The sequence below is a fragment of the Variovorax sp. WS11 genome (assembly GCF_010499245.1).
Taxonomy (GTDB): domain Bacteria; phylum Pseudomonadota; class Gammaproteobacteria; order Burkholderiales; family Burkholderiaceae_C; genus Variovorax.
In genome coordinates, this window is sequence record NZ_JAAGOW010000001.1 from 469,607 (window position 1) to 486,782 (window position 17,176).

Here is a 17,176-nt window from a genome sequence, read left to right on the forward strand (position 1 = left end):
TCGATGCGGGCGAGTATCGAGGCTCGGCGATGATCGCGCCTGTCGCCCAAACAACAGTGCATCGACAGTACATTCCGTCCACGAGGAGACAGCCATGGCCATTCGCATCGTCCGTCTCGGCACCGAGCGCGCCTCCGGCGAAGGCTTGCGCATCGGCACCGTGCGCCGCCCGCCGCGCGGCGTGCCCAAGACCGAATTCGCGTCGCAGAACTGGTACGACGTCTGGTACCCCAACCTCGCGCCCTCGGTCGAGACCATGAAGACCGCCCAGGCGGCCGAGACGCCGGCGCAGTGGGCGGCCTTCGGGCGCAAGTTCAAGGCCGAGATGGCCGACCCCGACGCCAGCCGCAGCCTGGACCTGCTGGCGGCGCTGTCGCACCAGAGCGCCTTCTCGATCGGCTGCTACTGCAAGGATGAGTCGCATTGCCACCGGTCCTTCCTGCGCGAGCTGCTGAAGGCGCGGGGGGCGAAGATCGTGGACTAGGCGCCCGAGCCTCCGTGGGGTGAACGCCTGGGGGCCTTATCTTTGCGCCTTGTCCTTCTGGTTCTGCGCCTCGATGCGCTCGCGCGCTTCCTGCCACTGCGCGTCGCTCCACTCGCGCAGCTCGTAGAAGTTGCCGCCGGTGGCCAGCGCGTGGCCGCCGTCCATCATGATGCTCTGGCCGGTGAGCCAGTCGCACTGGCCGGGCGCCATCAGGAAGGCGGCCAGGTTCTGCAGCTCGCTCATCTGGCCGGTGCGGGCCATCGGGTTGCGCAGCTTGCTGCGAGCGCCGGGCTCCTCGCCGGGGTTGAGGCGCTTGCTCATGCCCTCGGTCGGGATCTCGCCCGGCCCGACCGCGTTGAGGCGAATCCCGTAGCGCGCCCATTCGGTGGCCAGCGACTTGGTCATTACCTCCACGCCCGCCTTGCTCATGGCCGAGGGCACCACGTAAGGCCCTCCGTTGTCGACCCAGGTCACGATGATGCTCATCACGCTGCGGTACGGATCACCCGCCTTCCACTGCCCCGCCCTCGCCTCCCCGACCCAGCGCTTGCCCACCGCCTGGGTGACGTAGAAGCTGCCGTGGAAGACGATGTTGGCGACGGCATCGAAGGCGCGCGAGGACAGGCTCTCGGTCGGCGCAACGAAGTTGCCGGCGGCGTTGTTGACCAGGCCGGTCAGCCCGCCGCTCTGCCAGAGCGCCTCCACCATCTCCTCCACGCTCTGCGCGTTGCGAATGTCGACCCCGAAGGCATCGACCTTGCGGCCGGGGAACTGCGTGCGCCATTGCGCCGCCGTCTCCTCGACCACCGACTGGCGCCGGCCGCAGATCGCGACGTCCGCGCCCAGGCCGAGGAAGCGCTCGGCCATCGCCTTGCCGAGCCCGGTGCCGCCGCCGGTGACGAGGATGCGCCGGCCGGCCATGAGATCGCTCTGGTACATGTGGGTCTCCTTCCAAATTGGCTGTTACGGTCCACCTAGTGGATGAGCTTGCGCAGCCACATCGTAGAGCGAGGCGGCCGAGCCGGTAAGCTCCAAAGGTGACAGCAGCGCCCAAGGACTCCCCCATGTCAGCTTCTTCCACCCCCGCCTTCGCGCCCCTTGCCGGCGTGCGCGTGCTGAGCCTCGCGCTCAACCTGCCCGGCCCCGCGGCGCTGATGCGCTGCCGCGCCATGGGCGCCACCTGCCTGAAGTTCGAGCCCCCGAGCGGCGATCCGATGGCCCACTACAACCGGGCCGCCTACGCGGCGCTGCACGAAGGCGTGCGTGTGGCAACGGCCGACCTGAAGAGCGAGGCCGGCCTGGCCCAGCTGCATCAGGCCCTGGACCAGACCGAGGTGCTGCTGACCTCCTTCCGCCCTTCCGCGCTGGCCAAGCTGGGTCTGGGCTGGGAGGCCCTGCAGGCGCGCCACCCCGCGCTCTCGCAGGTAGCGATCGTCGGCGCCCCCGGCGAGCGGGCCGAGGAACCGGGCCACGACCTCACCTACCTGGCCGAGTGCGGCCTGGTGACCGGCACCGAGCTGCCGCCCACGCTCTATGCCGACATGGGCGGCGCGCTGCTGGCAAGCGAGGCGGTGCTCCAGGCCGTGTTCCACGCGCGCACCAAGCCAGGAAGCGGCATCCACCTCGAGGTCGCGCTCAATGCCGCGGCCGACTGGCTGGCGCTACCGCGCAGCTGGGGCCTGACCCAGCCCACGGGCGCGGTGGGCGGCGCCCATGCGGGCTACCGCGTCTACGCCTGCGCCGACGGGCGCGTGGCCATCGCCGCGCTGGAGCCGCACTTCGCGGCGCGCCTGTGCGAGGCGGCGGGCCTCGGCGTCCAGGACATGATGGCGCCGGCCACGCGCGAGGCGCTGGCCGCCTGGTTGCAAACCCGCACGCGCGCCGAGCTCGAAGCCGTCGCGCGCGAGCGCGACGTACCGCTGCTCACGCTCGCGGGCTGATCAGGTTCAGAGCTTGATGCCCGCGCCCCTCACCGTGGGCCCGAGCACGCCGACCTGGTCCTTCACGAAGCTCTCGAAGCGCGCCGTGCTTTCGGGCTTGCCGACGATACCCAGTTCGAGCATCTTCTTCTGCACCTCGGGCATCACCATCACCTCGTTGCACGCGCCGTTGAGCCGGGTGACGATCGCCGCCGGCAGCTTCGCCGGCCCGCTCAGGCCGAAAAAGTTCTCCAGCACCAGCTTGGGCTGGCCGACTTCCACCACCGTCGGCACCTCCGGCGTGAGCGGCGAGCGCGCCTGGCCCGTCACCGCGATCGGCACCAGTTGGCCGCTCTTGAAGAAGGGCACGAAGGCCGTGAGCACGTCGATGCCGACCGGGATCACGTTGGCGATCAGGTCGGTGGTCATCGGCGCGCCACCGCGGTAGGGCACATGCACCATGTTGGCGCCGGTGATCTTCCGGATCAGCTCGCCGTGGATGTGGCCGACCGAACCCGGCCCGCCGGAGCCGAAGTCGAGCCGGCCCTCCTTGCGCGCGCGGGCTTCGAGATCGGCAAAGGTCTTGATGCCAGATTCCTTGCTGGCCATCAGCACCAGCGGCGCCGAGCCCAGGTAGGCAATGTGCGTGAAGGCCGCGATCGGATCGTAGGGCTGCTTCTCGAGCGCGAAGGGGCCGAGCGCGATCGGTGTCGTGTTCGAGAGCATGAGCGTATAGCCATCGGGCGCCGCAGCCGCGACCTGCGCGCCCCCGATGGTGCCGCCCGCGCCGGGCTTGTTGTCCACCACCACCGGCTGGCCCAGCTTCTTGCCGAGCTGCTCGGCCATCACGCGGGCCAGGATGTCGCTGGCGCCGCCGGCCGGAAAGGTGACGATGATCTTGATCGGCTTGTCGGGCCACTGGGCGAGGGCCGGCAGCGCGAGCGATGCGGCGCCGGCGGCAAGCAGCTGGAGCGCGCCGCGGCGCGTGGGGCGGGTGAAGGTCATGGCGTCTCAATGCAAGAGCGATGCCCGTTGCCTCGCATCATGCGAGCGGCGACCGCGATCACAAGCCCCGCTCGCCCGCCCCACCGTGCCGGACGGCAGCCGCAGACTCAGGACGCCGGCAGCCGCAGCTCGGCCAGCTTGCGCTCGAAGCGCAGCAGCCAGATGCGCGTCAGCCGCTCGGCGTCGCTGCCGCGCGTGATGCGCGCGCCGACCACGCCAGCCGGGCAGCCGCTGACGATGGCGCCCGCGGCATCGACCGTGCAGTCCTCCATGCTCCTGCCACGCGCTGGCCGGCAGCGTCGAACAGCATCGTGCCCAGGCCGAAGTCGTTGTCGTTGACCAGCGCCAGCGTGTTCTCGTCCACCAGCGTCAGGCCCTCGGCCTTCTCGGCCAGCCAGCCCAGGGCGTTGAGGTCGAGCAGCTCGGTCTTCTTCATCGGCACCACGGTCGACCAGTCGGCGGCGCCCGAGACGGCCTGCGTGATGTTGCTGATTTCGAGGTTGTGGTCGAGCGCGGCAATGTCGGTGGCATTGGCGGGGATCTCGACCAGCATCAGCTTGTTGAACACCTTCGCATCGCTCTTGCGCGCGCCCTGCTCGATCACGATGAAGCGGCCGCCGCCCAGGCTCACCATGTCGCCGAGCTTGGCGTTGCCGGTGCGGTCCTTGTCGTACTGGCTGCCGTCGATCGGGTAGGCATACATCTTCGAGCGCTCGGTCGCCGGGTCGAACTCGAGCCAGCGCGCGAACTTCGCAATGTGGCGCACGTCGGTGTTGCTGCCGCCGGGCGGCTTGGCCTTGATGGACTTGCCCGCGCCGTCCTTCGGATCGATCGGGCTTTGCAGGAAGCCGTGCAGCCTGCCGCTGGCCGCGTCGAGCGCCAGCCCTTCCATGCCGCGGTTGGGCCGCCGCTGCGCCAGCACCAAGGGCAGGTCGGCCGCGCCGGCGCCGGGGCCGTACTTCTTCTCGACCACGCCGGTGGCGATATCGATGCGGGCGATGAAGGGGCCGTACTCGTCGCTGGTCCACAGCACGTTGCGGGCCTTGTCGAGCACCATCGTCTCGGGGTCGAGGCCGTTGGCGTCGAAGCCGGCCTTGGCGGCATCGAAGACGTACTGCTCGGTCAGCGGCGTCTCGCCGGTCGAGCCCACGCCCGACTGGGGCGGCAGGCCGGTGAGCTTCTTCGAGGCGTCGAGCCGCAGCGCGGTGCTCGACTGCAGCACCGCACCGTTCTTGCCGACCGTGACGACGCCGAAGCTGGGCGCGAAGGAAGGCGCCGGGAACACCTTGCTGATGTTGGTGGCGCCGGCGCCGCCCGGCACGGGGGCCGTCGGGCCATCGCCGTTGGGGCCGCGGTCGGTGATGGCGTAGAACTCCAGCGCGCCGTCGGCCGCCGTGCCCTTGAAGGCCAGGCCCGAGCCGTAGGCCGGAAGGAAGCCGTCCGGGAAATCGGCGCGGGTCTTCTCGTTGCTGCCCTCGTAAGGCACGTAGAACTTCTTGTCGGCCTGCAGCTGGTGGCGCGTGAGGCTGAGCACGATGCTGCCCAGCGCGTTGGTCTGCGTCGCGGACTCGGTCACCGCGGTGCCGAGGCTGGACGCCAGGGTGCTCTCGAAATGCTCGCGTGCCAGCTGGCGGCGGCCCGCATCGACGGTGCGGCTGCCGTAGGGGCTGGGCAGCGACGCGAGCAGCGTGCCGAGCTGGGTGTTGAAGGCGTCGGCCTGGGCGTCGAAGTCCAGCGCGCCGGCCACCAGCGCGGCCTTGAGCGCGGCCGTCAGCTTGATGCCGTTGGACGGGTCGCCGTCCTCGTCGAGGCTCTGCAGCGCGAGCAGGCGGTTGAGCACCTTGTCCGCCTTCACGCCCTCAGCCGTGGCCTGCAGGTTGGCCAGCGTGAGCGGGGTGATGGTGGCGCCGCAGGTGGCGCTGCCGAGCGCCAGCGCGCCAGGCTGAAGCGCACGGTGTCGCCTTCCTGCAGACGAACTCGCCCTTGGCGTTGGTCTGGCCTGGCGGCGGTGCCGGCTTCGTAGTCCAGGCCTTCGACGGCGGCATCGAGGAACACGCCGGCGACGTTTGCCGCCGGCGGCGGCGTACCCCCTCCCGTGGTGGGCAGCGTGATGCCGCCCTCCTCCGCCGCCGCACGCCGGCCACCATCACTCACGCCGGCAGCCATCGCCGCCAGCCGCCCCATCCTCGATCGCTCGTTCATTCTTGTGCCTCTGTCGAATCAATGCCCGCGCACCATGCCCGGGCCCCGGGCATTAGTGCGAGAGTTTGTGACGAGGCCGTGAAACGACGGCGCGACCAGAACAGGGTGCGCGCCGGTCAGGCGCCGACGCGGCGCTCCAGGCGCATGCGCGTGATGAAGCCGATCTGCCGCAGCGCCTCGGCCAGCTCCTGCCCCGGCTCGCGCGCGGTGCGCGAGGCCAGCTCGGCGAAGATGCCGGCCCGGGTGTAGTGCCGCACGCAGGCGATGAAGGGGAAGCCGTGCCGCTGGGCGTAGGCCTTGTTCCTGCGCGCCAGCAAGGCTTCCTCGCCGGCGGACAGGGCGCCCAGGCCGGCGCTCTTCTGCTCGTCCATCGAATCGGCCGTCAGCCCGCCGGCGCGCACCGCGCTGGCCGAAAGCTCGGGATGGCCGCGCAGGAACTCGATCTGGCGGCCGCGACCGCAGGCGTGCACCGCCGCCATCATCGCGTCGTGCAGCGCCTGCACCGTGGCGAAGGGGCGCTGCGCCCAGGCCGCCTCGGCGACCCAGGGCGAGTGCTCGAAGGTGTCGCCCAGGGCGGCGGTGAAGGCGGCGCGGTCCATCGCATTGAGGGCGCGCAGATCGTGGGTGGTGGCGTGTTCTGAGGACATGGCCGGCAGTGTAGGAAGCCGGTGCCGCGGGTTGAAGCAACGCGCTGTTATACGGCGCATAGGAGGCCGCGTACGGCCTTCATTGCGAGTCCGGATCAGTCAGCACCTGCGAGGCCGCCGTGAGCAGACCGCGCAGCCAGACGTGCGGCGCCGCCCGGTGCTGCGAGGCGTGCCAGAGCTGGTAGAAGCGCATGCGCGCGAACTCGATCGGCGACGGCCGGATCGCCAGCGGCAGGCGCCTGGCGTAGTAGTCCGCGAAATGCCGGCTGGTCGTCATGATCAGATCGGTGCCCGGCAGCAGGTTGGGCGCGAGGCCGAAGTACGGGCACTGCACCCGGCGGTCGCGGCTCACGCGCAGGGTGGCGAGGCTCGACTCCACCACGCCGCGCTGGGCGATCGAATAGGGCATCGGCACCACGTGCGCGGCGCGCAGGTAGCGCTCGGCGCTGAGCTCACCGTCGGCGGCCCAGGGATGGTCCTCGGCCATGAGGCAGACGATGTCGTCCTCCAACAGCGTGGAGCTGTGCAGGTGCTCGGGCGGCTCGGGCCAGTTGCCGATCACGATTTCGATCGCGCCGTCCTGCAGGGCCAGCTCGTAGTCGTACTGCGGCCCGAGCGGCTGGGCGACCAGGCGCGCATTCGGCGCCTGCGCGCGGAAGCTGCGCACCACCTGCGCGAGGAAGGGCGGCGCCAGGTAGTCGGGCATGGCGATGGTGAAGCTGCGCTCCGTCGTCGACGCATCGAAGCCTTCGCCGGAGTTCAGCAGACCGTCGAGCAACCCCAGCGCGGACTGCGCCTGCGCGGCCGCGGCGAGCGCGCGCGCCGTCGGCACCATGGTGTTCTTGTCGCGCACCAGCAGAGGGTCGTTGAAGATCTCGCGCAGCCGCTTGAGCGCCGCGCTGATGGCGGGCTGCGACTGGTTCATCCGGATCGCGGTGCGCGAGACGCTCTGCTCGGCGATCAGCGCGCACAGCACGCGCAGCAGGTAGGTCTCGAAGGGATCGTCGGCGCGGGACACGGCTGGATATCGACTTTGCTATGCGCCCTATTGCGCCTGCCCAGTTTCGCACAGGGCCCCGACTCGCGACCATTGGCGCCACCCCGTTGCACGGGTCCGAGAAGCACACACGAGAGACAAAGGAACCGACATGAGTACACCTTCCGCGGCGCTACCGGGCGCCATCGCCCAGCCCGACCGGGTCGACGCCACCTACAGCAAGATTTCCTGGCGCCTGCTGCCCTTCCTCGGCGCGCTCTGGGTGCTGGCGTGGCTGGACCGCGTCAACATCGGCTTCGCCAAGCTGCAGATGCTGGACGACCTGCGCTTCAGCGAGGCGGTCTACGGCCTGGGCGCCGGCATCTTCTTCCTGGGCTACTTCTTCTTCGAGGTGCCCTCGAACATGCTGCTGCAGAAGATCGGCGCGAAGAAAACGGTGATGCGCATCACCATCGGCTGGGGCCTGATCTGCATGCTGCAGGCCTGGGTCACGACGCCGACGCAGTTCTACATCCTGCGCTTCCTGCTGGGCGCCTTCGAGGCCGGCTTCTATCCCGGCGTGATCCTCTACCTGACCTACTGGTATCCGTCGCAGCGGCGCGCCAAGGCTTTCGGCACCTTCATGTCGGCCTCCGCCATCGCCGGCGTGCTGGGCGGGCCGCTGGCGGGCTGGATCATGAGCTCGATGGGCGGCGTGCAAGGCTGGGCCGGGTGGCAGTGGCTGTTCGTGCTCGAAGGCATCCCGTCGGTGATCGCGGGCGTCGTCGCCTTCTTCTACATGACCGACCGGCCCGAGCAAGCGCACTGGCTCAGCACCGACGAGAAACGCATCGTGCGCGACGAGCTCGAGCGCGACCACCGCGCCCAAGGCGAGCGCGGCAGCGACTGGCGCACGCTCTTCACCAACCCCAAGGTGTGGCTGCTGATCGGCATCTTCTTCTGCCTGCTGTGTGCCAACTCGACGCTCACCTTCTGGATCCCGACCGTGATCAAGGAGACCGGCTTCACCACGCCGATGGTGGTGGGCTGGATCGCCGGCGCGGTCTACATCTTCGGCGCGGCGGGGATGATCCTCAACGGCCGCCACTCCGACCGCCACGGCGAGGTGCGCTGGCACTTCAGCGGCGCGGCACTCTGCGGCGCGACCGGCATGGCCCTGCTGGCCATCACGCTCGCGATCCCCGGCCTGCCGCCCGTGGTGCCGCTGCTCGCGATGGGGCTGGCCCTGGTGGGCACCATGAGCGCGATCCCGGTGTTCTGGCAGCTGCCGAACATGTACCTGGCCGGCGGCGCGGCGGCGGTGGGCGTGGCGCTGATCAACTCGATCTCGAACCTGGCGGGCTTCGGCGCGCCCTACCTGATGGGCCTGATCAAGAACGCGACCGGCAAGGTGGGCCCGGGCCTCTACCTCGTCGCGGCAATCGAACTGCTGGCGGCGATCCTCGTCATCGCGTTCATCGCTCGCAAATCTCAACGCAAGGAGATCTGAATGAAAGCCATCCAGCAACCCGCTCGCCGGCGCTTCGCGCTCTCCGGCCTGGCCTTCGGGGCTACGGTGCTTGCCGCGCGCGGCGCACAGGCTGCCGATGCGCCCGCCGCACCGGCCCGCGCCAGCGGCCCCATCGTGCTGCACGGCGTGAGCCCGCGCCTCACGGTCCACGCCCTGGACACCTTCCACGGCGCGGCGGCCGCCGGCCTGCGCATCGACTTCTCGGCCTTCGACGGCGAGGACTACGCGCTGCTGCGCTCCGTCACCCTCAACGCCAACGGGCGCTCGGACGAGCCGCTGCTCATCGGAGACAGCTACCGCCCCGGCCGCTACCAGTTGCTGCTGCATGTCGACGAGTATTTCGCGGCGCGCAAGGCCGCGCTGGCCTCGCCCGCCTTCCTCACCAAGCTGCCGGTGCGCTTCCAGGTCGCGAATGCCGGCGAGCGCATCCACCTGCCGATCCAGTTCGGGCCCTGGGCCTACACCTATTCCCGCGGCAGCTGAACCGCACGCAAATTCACGACAAGGAGCCCCTCTCATGGCAGGCATCACCACCCATGTGCTCGACGTCCGCACGGGCCGCCCGATCGGCGGCATGCAGGTCGAGCTGTTCGATCTCGCGACCACCCCGCCGACGCGCCTGCACGCGACGCGCACCAACCCCGACGGCCGCACCGACGTGCCGATGCTGGCCGCACAGGCCGCCCGCACGGGCCGCTTCGAGCTGCGCTTTTACGTCAACGCGCATTTCAAGGCGCCGGACGCGCTGGCCGAAGAGGTGCCGGTGCAGTTCAGCGTGTTCGACGCTGCCCAGCATTACCACATCCCCCTGCTCTGCTCGCCGTGGTTCTTCTCCACGTACCGCGGCAGCTGAACGCCCTCACCCTCACGAGGAACGAAGCGAATGACCCAAGACCAAGACACCGAGAAGTACCTGCTCGATTCGATCCGCCTGGCCATGGACAACGTGCGCGAGCGCAAGACCTGGCCCTTCGGCGCGGTGCTGGTGCGCAACGGCCAGGTGCTGGCGCGCGCCGTCAACGAGGTCGAGGCGCTGTGCGACCCCTCGGCCCATGCCGAGATGCAGGCGGTGCGCGCCGCCAGCCGCGCGCAGAACAGCACCGACCTGAGCGGCAGCACCGTCTACGCCAGCGGCTACCCCTGCCCGATGTGCCTCACCGCCATGTACCTCGCGGGGGTGAAGTCGGTCTACTACGCCTACTCGAACGAGGACGGCGCGCCCTACGACCTGTCCGCCGAGCGCGGCTACGTGGAAATCGCCCGGCCGGTCGAACAGCGCGAGATGAAGCTCGCCGGCCTGCGGGTGCGGCCCGAAGGCCAGGACCTGTACGAAGCCTGGCGCGAGGCGCAAGGCTAGGAGTCCGCGCGGCAGAAGTTTTTCTGCGCGGAGGTGAGCCCCGCGTTGAGTTCGTGCACGGCGAGGAAGGGTTGGCGCTGCGCCTTGGCTGTTCCTGAAGCTCCCGGACAGGGTCTATTTGGCCTGCCGGAGGCGAGGGGCACGCGTGTGCCCCCACTGTGGACCTTATCTGACCATCAAGGTGCTCATGCGCCGCAGGTTCAGCGCCAGGCACACGAGCTTGAACTCGGCCTTGACCTTGTTCAATCCCCGCAGGCTGAACTGCCGGAAGCCCAGCACGCTCTTGATCCACCCGTTGGGCGCCTCCACGATCCACTTCCTCTTGCGGTAGGCCGCTTGGCCTGGTGGCGTCTTCAGCCTGGCATCCATCGCTGCAGTGCGCGGGTATTGTTCGGCGTCGATGTCCAGCGCCTGCTTGCCCTCTCGGCCCAATGCCACGATCAGCTCGCTCGGGCTGTCCTTGAGCTGCTCGAACACGGCCTCCGAGCGGAATCCCGCATCCGCCAGCACCTGTCGGGCGTCCTCGCCCAGGTTGGCCTTCACCGCCGCCAACAGCACCGGCAGGCGGTCACTGTCGGCGGCGTTGTTGCTCAGTTCCGCGGCCACCACGAGTTGCGCGGCCTCGTCCACCGCGGTGTGGGCGTTGTAGCCGTAGTCGTAGCCGCCACCTGAGCGTTTCATGATCCGACTGTCCGTGTCGGTGAAGCTCTCCTGGGCGCTGTCCTTGGGAACACCGAAGTCGCGCTTGTAGCGCCCGCCCTTGGGCTTGCCGTCCTTGTCGCGGGGTTTGCGCTCGTCGTCGGCGCTGCGCCCGCGGGCCGCATCGGCCTCGCGCTGGCGTTGCTCCAGGCGCAGCTTGGCCTCGGTGATCGCCTTGAGCCGGTCCTCACGGCGCTTGATCTCCCCGGGGATGTCCAGGTCGGGTTCGTTCTTCTCCAGGTCGTCGGCGGCACACGCTCGGTTGAGCAAGCCATCGATCTGCGCCTTGAGTTCGCCCTCGGCCTTGACCATCCTGTCATAGCTCATGGCCTTGTGGCGGCTCGCGTTGGCCTTGAGCTTGGTGCCGTCCACCGCCACGGTGCCCAGCTTGACCAGGCCGCACTCGCGCGCCAGGCGCACCACCTGCACGAACAACGCCGCCAGTTCCTCCAGGTGCAGTGCCCGGAAGTCCGAGAGCGTGCGGTGCGCCGGGTAGTTCTCTGCACCCAACACCCGCAGCGCAACGTCTTCGTGCAGCTTGGCCGCGAGCTTGCGCGAACTGAAGGTGCCGGTGGCATAGCCGTAGATCAGCACCTTGACCATCATGGCCGGGTGGAACGGCTGATTGCGCGGCCCACCCTTGGCGTATCGCGCATGGAAGGCGCTCAGATCCAGGCTGTCGACGCTGTCGCTGATGAAGTACGCCAGGTGCCCTTCGGGCAGCCAGTCTTGAAGTGCGTCAGGAAGCAGTCTTTGCTGCTGAGGCTCGTAGGGCAGGTAGCTGATGGGCATGCGCCCAAATCTATCAAGCATCTGCGCGCTCGTCACGCTTCTGCCGCGCAGGCTCCTAGTCTTACTGTGTTAGTAATTTGAGTGAAATCAAGGCATTATGCGCACTTCTTCAGGAGAAGGGCGAACCTTGATGGAAGACTTGCAGGAATTCGAGCGGTACATGGCCCATCTGAGCGAAGGCCTGGGACATTCAGATCGGCACGCCGGGCTGCGCGGGTACACCACGGGGCTGATGTCGCCGCTGCAGCGCAAGAGCGTGGAGCCGATGGCGGCACATATGGACCCGCTGAATGTGCGTTCGCGCCACCAGTCGCTGCACCACTTCGTGGCCGACGCGAATTGGTCGGATGAGCGCATGCTGCTGGGGATATGCCAGTGGGTCGTGCCTCTGATGGATTTCAGCGACGGCGGTTGGTGGATCATCGATGACACAGGATTTCCCAAGCAGGGGCGGCACTCGGTGGGCGTCGCGCGCCAATACTGCGGGATGCTGGGCAAGCAGGACAACTGCCAGGTGGCGGTGAGCGTGTCGCTGGCCTGCGCGGCGGCCAGCATTCCGGTGGCGTGGCAGCTGTACCTTCCCCAGGAGTGGGCCGACGACCAGGCCAGACGCGAGAAGGCCGGCGTGCCCGAGGCAATCGAGTTCGCCACCAAGCCTCAAATCGCGCTGCAGCAGATCGAGCACCTGGTGGCTCAGGGGGCGCCGAGGCACTGCGTGCTGGCCGACGCGGGCTACGGCGTGGACACGGCGTTTCGCGAACGCCTGGACGAGCTTGGATTGCGCTACGTTGTGGGGGTGACGGGCAGCGTCACGGTATGGCCGCCCGGGCACGAACCCCTGCCGCCCAAGCCTTACAGCGGTAGGGGCCGCGTGCCACGGCGGCTGCGCCGCGGCGACGCCACCGCCCCCGAGCACCGGCCCCGCACGGTCAAGGACGTGGCCTTCGACATCGAGCCCGACGACTGGCAAGAAGTGACCTGGCGCGAGGGCACGAACGCCGCGCTGCGCTCGCACTTCACGCGCGTGCGGGTCCGTGCAGCGCACCGCGACCAGCGGCGCAGCGAGCTGCGCGAGCCGCAATGGCTGCTCATCGAGTGGCCCGAGGGCCACGAAGAGCCGCTGAAGTACTGGTTGTCCACGCTGCCCGAGGACACGTCGCTGGAGCGCATGGTCTACGAGGCCAAGATGCGCTGGCGCATCGAGCGTGACTACCAGGATCTCAAGCAGGACCTGGGCCTTGGACAGTACGAAGGCCGGGGCTGGCGCGGCTTTCATCATCACGCCAGTCTCAGCATTGCCGCCTACGGCTTCCTGCTGGCGCAGCGGCTGCAGCACCCCGACGAGGTCGGGGGTAAAAAAAACTCCGCACGCCAAGAGCCTGCCCTACCCACGCATTACAAACCTCGGGGAAGCCCAGAGGGCGCAGCGCCACGTCCCATCCTCCATCACGAGCTTGCGATTGCGTATCGGCGCACTGCTGGCTCGTAACCTGCCCCGATGTCCCTGTTGTCTTCGGCACCAACGAGCCCTAAATATTTAACACAGTAAGACTAGGGCGCGTCGCCTAGAACCGCGCTGCGCGCCTTGTTGCGCCTGCGGCACAGCGCTAATCTGGCACCGGGGACGGGCGTTCCCGTCCCGGGAGAGCGCCATGTATGAACGCATACTCGTCGCCACCGATGGTTCCGAGCTCTCGGAACTGGCCGTGACCGCTTCGATCGACCTGGCCCTGTTGATGAACGCGGAGCTGGTCGCCGTCAAGGTGGTCCACCACTACCCCACCGGCTACTTCGAAGGCTCCCTGCTCCTGAGCCAGATGGAAGTCCAGCGCATGCAGGAGCAGGCCGACGCCGAAGCGCAGCGCGTGGTCGACGCCGTGAAGGCCAAGGCCGATGGCCGGGGCGTCAAGAACACGCGCGCCGTGGTCATGAAGTCGGAGCTGGTCTCCGAGGCCATCATCGAAGCTGCCCGCGTCCACAAGAGCGACCTGATCGTGATGGCCTCGCACGGGCGCCGCGGCATCTCGCGTCTGCTGATGGGCAGCGAGACGCTGCATGTGCTGACGCACTCGCACACGCCGGTGCTGGTGCTGCGCTGACGCCGGTCCGGTGGGCTACGGCTTCACGGCGTCCCGCCGCCGGTCGCTGCGCTTGTGCTCGAGGTAGGTCGCGAGATCGATCTCGTGGAGTTGCACGGGGTAGCGCTCGACCTCCTCGAACCACCGGCGCATGCGCTTGTCGGCGCGCTCCGGCGGCGGGATGTCGAGCCCGGCCAGGTAGGCATCGAGGGTGAGGAAGTAGCGCATGGCGTTGCGCTCCATCAGGCCCCGCAGGCCGCGGATGTAGTCGGGCTCGCCGTTCGGCGTCTTGCCGATGACGGTGAACCCCACCTTGTGGCTGCCGAAGGTCGCGAGGTACGCCATGGTGGCCAGCCGCGCGATCATGTTGTGGTCGTAGGCGTAGCCGAAATGCAGGAAGGTCTGGCGCTCGCCCAGCGCCACGGCCTCGAGGGTCACGCGGTAGTTGCTGGTGCCCATCGGCCCGCTGTCGGCCGACAGCTTGACCGCCAGGTAGTCCTTGCCGTCGCTTGCCGTGCGGTGGACGAAGGGCAGCTCGAAGGCCTGGTCCACCGGCTTGTCGTAGCGCTGCACCACGCTGAGCGTGAGGGTCTCGCCCTCGGGCTGCCGGCTCACGCGGCAACGGCGGTTGTTGATGTGCAGCAGCAGCATCTCGCACCACTGCGTGCCGTCGGCGAGCGCGGCGCGCACCTGCTCCAGCGGATGGTCGACCACCGCATAGACGTCGCCCTGGAGGCCGCCGTCCGTCTCGGTGGACTCCAGGTGGATCGGCCGGCGCAACGGACTGCGGGCGAGCTGGCCGGCCAGCTTCTGGTGCTGCTCGCGCAGGGCCGGAGCCGAGCCGGCATCGGGCGGGGCAGCCTCGCCGACGAGTGCGCAGGTGACGAGGAACAGCCCCAGACCCATGCGGGACGCGAGTTGCAGGAAAGAGGCTGGGTGCCGGTTCATCCACCACACCATACAACCACCGGGCCAACGGCGCCTGAACGAGCCTGTCGCGCCAGCAGCGCCAGCAGCGCCATCGCCGGGCCGAGCAGCGCGGCGTCGGCCGGTGGTGCGCTGCCTAGCGGCTTGGCGACCCGCCCGGCGCGCCGGCGTGCTCAGCGACTCTTGCGCGCCGGCTTGGCACGGCCGGTTCCGGTCTCGCGCGGCGGCAGCCCGGTGTGCTGCGTGAGGATGCGGCCCTGGACCGGCTGCACCGGCTTCAAGACCACGGGCGTCGAGTTCTTGCGCCGCGCGCTCTGGTAGCTGCCATCGGTCAGCGGCTGGTAGGTCGGGATGAGGTGGTGCTTGCCGTTGCCGATCAGGTCGGCGCGGCCCATCTTCTTCAGGGCCTCGCGCAAGAGCGGCCAGTTGTTGGCGTCGTGGTAGCGCAGGAAGGCCTTGTGCAGGCGGCGGCGCTTGTCGCCGCGCACGATGTCCACCGTCTCGCTCTCGCGCGTGATCTTGCGAAGCGGGTTCTTGTTGGTGTGGTACATCGCCGTGGCCGTGGCCATGGGCGAGGGATAGAAGGTCTGCACCTGGTCGGCGCGAAAGCCGTTGCGCTTGAGCCAGAGCGCGAGGTTCATCATGTCCTCGTCGCTGGTGCCCGGATGGGCGGCGATGAAGTACGGGATCAAGTACTGCTTCTTGCCCGCTTCGGCGCTGAACTTCTCGAACATCTGCTTGAAGCGGTCGTAGCTGCCGATGCCGGGCTTCATCATCTTCGTGAGCGGGCCCTGCTCGGTGTGCTCGGGCGCGATCTTCAGGTAGCCGCCCACGTGGTGCTGCACCAGTTCCTTCACGTACTCGGGCGACTGCACCGCCAGGTCGTAGCGCAGGCCGGAGCCGATCAGGATCTTCTTGATGCCCTTGAGCGCGCGCGCACGGCGGTAGATCTTGATCAGCGGATCGTGGCTGGTGTTGAGGTTCGGGCAGATGCCCGGGTACACGCAGCTGGGCTTGCGGCAGGCGGCCTCGATCTCGGGGCTCTTGCAGCCGATGCGGTACATGTTGGCGGTGGGGCCGCCGAGGTCGGAGATGGTGCCGGTGAAGCCCTTGACGCTGTCGCGGATGGCCTCGACCTCCTTGATGATCGAGTCCTCCGAGCGGCTCTGGATGATGCGCCCTTCGTGCTCGGTGATGGAGCAGAAGGTGCAGCCGCCGAAGCAGCCGCGCATGATGTTCACGCTGAAGCGGATCATCTCCCAGGCGGGGATCTTGGTGGCGCCGTCGTGGCTGCCGTGCTCGTCCGCGTAGCGCGGATGCGGGCTGCGCGCATAGGGCAGATCGAACACGTGGTCCATCTCGGCCGTGGTCAGCGGGATGGGCGGCGGGTTGATCCAGACGTCGCGCGCGGTCGCGCCCTCGCCGTGGGCCTGCACCAGGGCGCGGGCGTTGCCGGGGTTGGTCTCGAGGTGCAGCACGCGGTTGGCGTGGGCGTAGAGCACCGGGTCGGCGCGCACCTGCTCGTAGGAAGGCAGGCGGATCACCGAGCGGTCGCGTGGCGGAACCTTGACGCGTACCTCGGGCTTTGCTCCCCCCCGCTGGGGGAGGGTTGGGTGGGGGCTCGGCACCTCTGCGCAGGCTCGGATTAGGGATGAAATGGGGCGGCTTCGCCGCGCCCTGGGGGGAGAACAAGGGCCTTGTGCCTCGGCTGCCAAAATGCGCCTCCTCTTCCTTCGTGCAGGTCGCCCCATTCGCCTTCGCCTGCTCCGACACCATCAGGTACGGATTCACATGCGCCTCGACCCGTCCCGGCAGGTCCACGCTGGTGGAGTCGATCTCGAACCAGCCCTCCGGCGTCTCGCGCCGCACGAAGGCCGTGCCGCGCACGTCGCTGATCTGGTGCACCGGCTCGCGCGCGGCCAGGCGATGCGCGATCTCGACGATGGCGCGCTCGGCGTTGCCATAGAGCAGCAGGTCGCACTTGGCGTCCACCACGATCGAGCGGCGCACCTTGTCCTGCCAGTAGTCGTAGTGCGCGATGCGGCGCAACGACCCCTCGATACCGCCGAGCACGATCGGCACGTCGTTCCAGGCTTCCTTGCAGCGCTGCGAATACACGATGGCCGCGCGGTCGGGCCGTCGGCCGCCGACGTCGCCGGGGGTGTAGGCGTCGTCGCTGCGAATCTTCCGGTCCGCCGTGTAGCGGTTGATCATCGAATCCATGTTGCCGGCGGTCACGCCGAAGAACAGGTTCGGCTTGCCCAGCGCCTTGAAGGGATCGGCGCTGTGCCAGTCCGGCTGCGCGATGATGCCCACCCGGAAGCCCTGCGCCTCCAGCATGCGGCCGATGACCGCCATGCCGAAGCTCGGGTGATCGACGTAGGCGTCGCCGGTGACGATCACGATGTCGCAGCTGTCCCAGCCCAGCGCCTCCATCTCCGCGCGCGAGGTGGGCAGGAACTTGGCCGTGCCGAAGCGGGCCGCCCAGTACTTGCGGTAGCTGGTCAGCGGCTTGGCGGCGCGCGCGAAAAAGGAGACGTCGACGGGGGCGTTCATGTG

General features: G+C 68.8%; 16 protein-coding genes and 1 pseudogene. 8 read left to right on the forward strand and 9 right to left on the reverse strand.

Translation table 11 applies throughout. The annotated features are described in order from the left end of the window. The first annotated feature begins 94 nt into the window (after window positions 1-94). The gene (locus tag GXN78_RS02525) at window positions 95-484 is read left to right on the forward strand and encodes a DUF488 family protein (protein ID WP_106553877.1); all 390 of its coding nucleotides are present in this window, start codon (window positions 95-97) and stop codon (window positions 482-484) included. 36 nt (window positions 485-520) lie between these two features. Here GXN78_RS02525 and GXN78_RS02530 read toward each other — a convergent pair whose 3' ends face one another. Further along, entirely contained in the window at window positions 521-1,423 is a 903-nt protein-coding gene (locus GXN78_RS02530) for an SDR family oxidoreductase (RefSeq protein ID WP_106553876.1), read from the reverse strand. Window positions 1,424-1,548: 125 nt separating this feature from the next. Here GXN78_RS02530 and GXN78_RS02535 point away from each other — a divergent pair, with 125 nt between their 5' ends. Continuing rightward, window positions 1,549-2,424 carry a CoA transferase gene (locus tag GXN78_RS02535; protein ID WP_106553875.1) on the forward strand — a complete coding sequence of 292 codons (876 nt, stop codon included), beginning with the start codon at window positions 1,549-1,551 and terminating at the stop codon, window positions 2,422-2,424. A 6-nt stretch (window positions 2,425-2,430) separates the two neighbouring features. Here the strand turns inward: GXN78_RS02535 and GXN78_RS02540 are convergent, their stop codons facing one another. The 5 genes from GXN78_RS02540 to GXN78_RS02555 form a co-directional block, all read right to left on the reverse strand. Then, window positions 2,431-3,408, reverse strand: coding sequence for a tripartite tricarboxylate transporter substrate binding protein (locus tag GXN78_RS02540; RefSeq protein WP_106553874.1), 978 nt, complete (start codon window positions 3,406-3,408; stop codon window positions 2,431-2,433). Between the two features lie 169 nt (window positions 3,409-3,577). Continuing rightward, window positions 3,578-5,263 (reverse strand): esterase-like activity of phytase family protein, encoded by a 1,686-nt coding sequence (locus GXN78_RS02545; RefSeq protein WP_239142575.1) that lies wholly within the window; start codon window positions 5,261-5,263, stop codon window positions 3,578-3,580. Further along, window positions 5,260-5,610: a hypothetical protein gene (locus GXN78_RS41020; RefSeq protein WP_239142576.1), complete on the reverse strand. Its 351-nt coding sequence runs from the start codon at window positions 5,608-5,610 to the stop codon at window positions 5,260-5,262. The genes GXN78_RS02545 and GXN78_RS41020 overlap by 4 nt, the downstream gene beginning before the upstream one ends. Window positions 5,611-5,726: 116 nt before the next feature. Then, a complete protein-coding gene (gene uraD / locus GXN78_RS02550) occupies window positions 5,727-6,257 on the reverse strand; it encodes a 2-oxo-4-hydroxy-4-carboxy-5-ureidoimidazoline decarboxylase (RefSeq protein ID WP_106553872.1) in 531 nt (176 codons plus the stop codon). 79 nt (window positions 6,258-6,336) lie between these two features. Beyond that, window positions 6,337-7,275, reverse strand: coding sequence for a LysR family transcriptional regulator (locus GXN78_RS02555; protein ID WP_106553871.1), 939 nt, complete (start codon window positions 7,273-7,275; stop codon window positions 6,337-6,339). Window positions 7,276-7,405: 130 nt separating this feature from the next. Between GXN78_RS02555 and GXN78_RS02560 the strand changes: the two genes are divergently transcribed. From GXN78_RS02560 to GXN78_RS02575, 4 genes are read left to right on the forward strand one after another with little or no spacing between them, the layout of a single operon-like run. Beyond that, the gene (locus GXN78_RS02560; RefSeq protein WP_106553870.1) at window positions 7,406-8,743 is read left to right on the forward strand and encodes an MFS transporter; all 1,338 of its coding nucleotides are present in this window, start codon (window positions 7,406-7,408) and stop codon (window positions 8,741-8,743) included. Continuing rightward, window positions 8,744-9,247, forward strand: coding sequence for a hydroxyisourate hydrolase (locus tag GXN78_RS02565; protein WP_106553869.1), 504 nt, complete (start codon window positions 8,744-8,746; stop codon window positions 9,245-9,247). A gap of 34 nt (window positions 9,248-9,281) precedes the next feature. Continuing rightward, window positions 9,282-9,617: a hydroxyisourate hydrolase gene (uraH, locus tag GXN78_RS02570; protein WP_106553868.1), complete on the forward strand. Its 336-nt coding sequence runs from the start codon at window positions 9,282-9,284 to the stop codon at window positions 9,615-9,617. 30 nt (window positions 9,618-9,647) lie between these two features. Beyond that, window positions 9,648-10,121, forward strand: a complete 474-nt coding sequence (locus GXN78_RS02575; protein ID WP_106553867.1) for a nucleoside deaminase — start codon at window positions 9,648-9,650, stop codon at window positions 10,119-10,121. Between the two features lie 165 nt (window positions 10,122-10,286). Here the strand turns inward: GXN78_RS02575 and GXN78_RS02580 are convergent, their stop codons facing one another. After that, window positions 10,287-11,612, reverse strand: coding sequence for an IS1182 family transposase (locus tag GXN78_RS02580; RefSeq protein ID WP_164255345.1), 1,326 nt, complete (start codon window positions 11,610-11,612; stop codon window positions 10,287-10,289). A 130-nt stretch (window positions 11,613-11,742) separates the two neighbouring features. Between GXN78_RS02580 and GXN78_RS02585 the strand changes: the two genes are divergently transcribed. Then, complete coding sequence (locus GXN78_RS02585; protein ID WP_164255346.1) at window positions 11,743-13,101, forward strand: IS701 family transposase; 1,359 nt, start codon at window positions 11,743-11,745, stop codon at window positions 13,099-13,101. Window positions 13,102-13,264: 163 nt separating this feature from the next. Further along, window positions 13,265-13,711: a universal stress protein gene (locus tag GXN78_RS02590; protein WP_106558245.1), complete on the forward strand. Its 447-nt coding sequence runs from the start codon at window positions 13,265-13,267 to the stop codon at window positions 13,709-13,711. Between the two features lie 15 nt (window positions 13,712-13,726). On the opposite strand, the gene GXN78_RS02595 is transcribed toward GXN78_RS02590, so the two are convergent. Further along, entirely contained in the window at window positions 13,727-14,638 is a 912-nt protein-coding gene (locus GXN78_RS02595; RefSeq protein ID WP_164255347.1) for a hypothetical protein, read from the reverse strand. Between the two features lie 152 nt (window positions 14,639-14,790). Next, window positions 14,791-17,173: pseudogene (locus GXN78_RS02600) on the reverse strand (YgiQ family radical SAM protein). Window positions 17,174-17,176 lie beyond the last annotated feature (3 nt).

What these genes read in the sequence shown, in the direction of transcription:
- GXN78_RS02525 (WP_106553877.1), top strand. Translation starts at nt 95, where the DNA reads ATGGCCATTCGCATCGTCCGTCTCGGCACCGAGCGCGCCTCCGGCGAA.
- GXN78_RS02530 (WP_106553876.1), bottom strand. Translation starts at nt 1,423, where the DNA reads ATGTACCAGAGCGATCTCATGGCCGGCCGGCGCATCCTCGTCACCGGC.
- GXN78_RS02535 (WP_106553875.1), top strand. Translation starts at nt 1,549, where the DNA reads ATGTCAGCTTCTTCCACCCCCGCCTTCGCGCCCCTTGCCGGCGTGCGC.
- GXN78_RS02540 (WP_106553874.1), bottom strand. Translation starts at nt 3,408, where the DNA reads ATGACCTTCACCCGCCCCACGCGCCGCGGCGCGCTCCAGCTGCTTGCC.
- GXN78_RS41020 (WP_239142576.1), bottom strand. Translation starts at nt 5,610, where the DNA reads ATGAACGAGCGATCGAGGATGGGGCGGCTGGCGGCGATGGCTGCCGGC.
- uraD (WP_106553872.1), bottom strand. Translation starts at nt 6,257, where the DNA reads ATGTCCTCAGAACACGCCACCACCCACGATCTGCGCGCCCTCAATGCG.
- GXN78_RS02560 (WP_106553870.1), top strand. Translation starts at nt 7,406, where the DNA reads ATGAGTACACCTTCCGCGGCGCTACCGGGCGCCATCGCCCAGCCCGAC.
- GXN78_RS02565 (WP_106553869.1), top strand. Translation starts at nt 8,744, where the DNA reads ATGAAAGCCATCCAGCAACCCGCTCGCCGGCGCTTCGCGCTCTCCGGC.
- uraH (WP_106553868.1), top strand. Translation starts at nt 9,282, where the DNA reads ATGGCAGGCATCACCACCCATGTGCTCGACGTCCGCACGGGCCGCCCG.
- GXN78_RS02575 (WP_106553867.1), top strand. Translation starts at nt 9,648, where the DNA reads ATGACCCAAGACCAAGACACCGAGAAGTACCTGCTCGATTCGATCCGC.
- GXN78_RS02580 (WP_164255345.1), bottom strand. Translation starts at nt 11,612, where the DNA reads ATGCCCATCAGCTACCTGCCCTACGAGCCTCAGCAGCAAAGACTGCTT.
- GXN78_RS02585 (WP_164255346.1), top strand. Translation starts at nt 11,743, where the DNA reads ATGGAAGACTTGCAGGAATTCGAGCGGTACATGGCCCATCTGAGCGAA.
- GXN78_RS02590 (WP_106558245.1), top strand. Translation starts at nt 13,265, where the DNA reads ATGTATGAACGCATACTCGTCGCCACCGATGGTTCCGAGCTCTCGGAA.
- GXN78_RS02595 (WP_164255347.1), bottom strand. Translation starts at nt 14,638, where the DNA reads ATGAACCGGCACCCAGCCTCTTTCCTGCAACTCGCGTCCCGCATGGGT.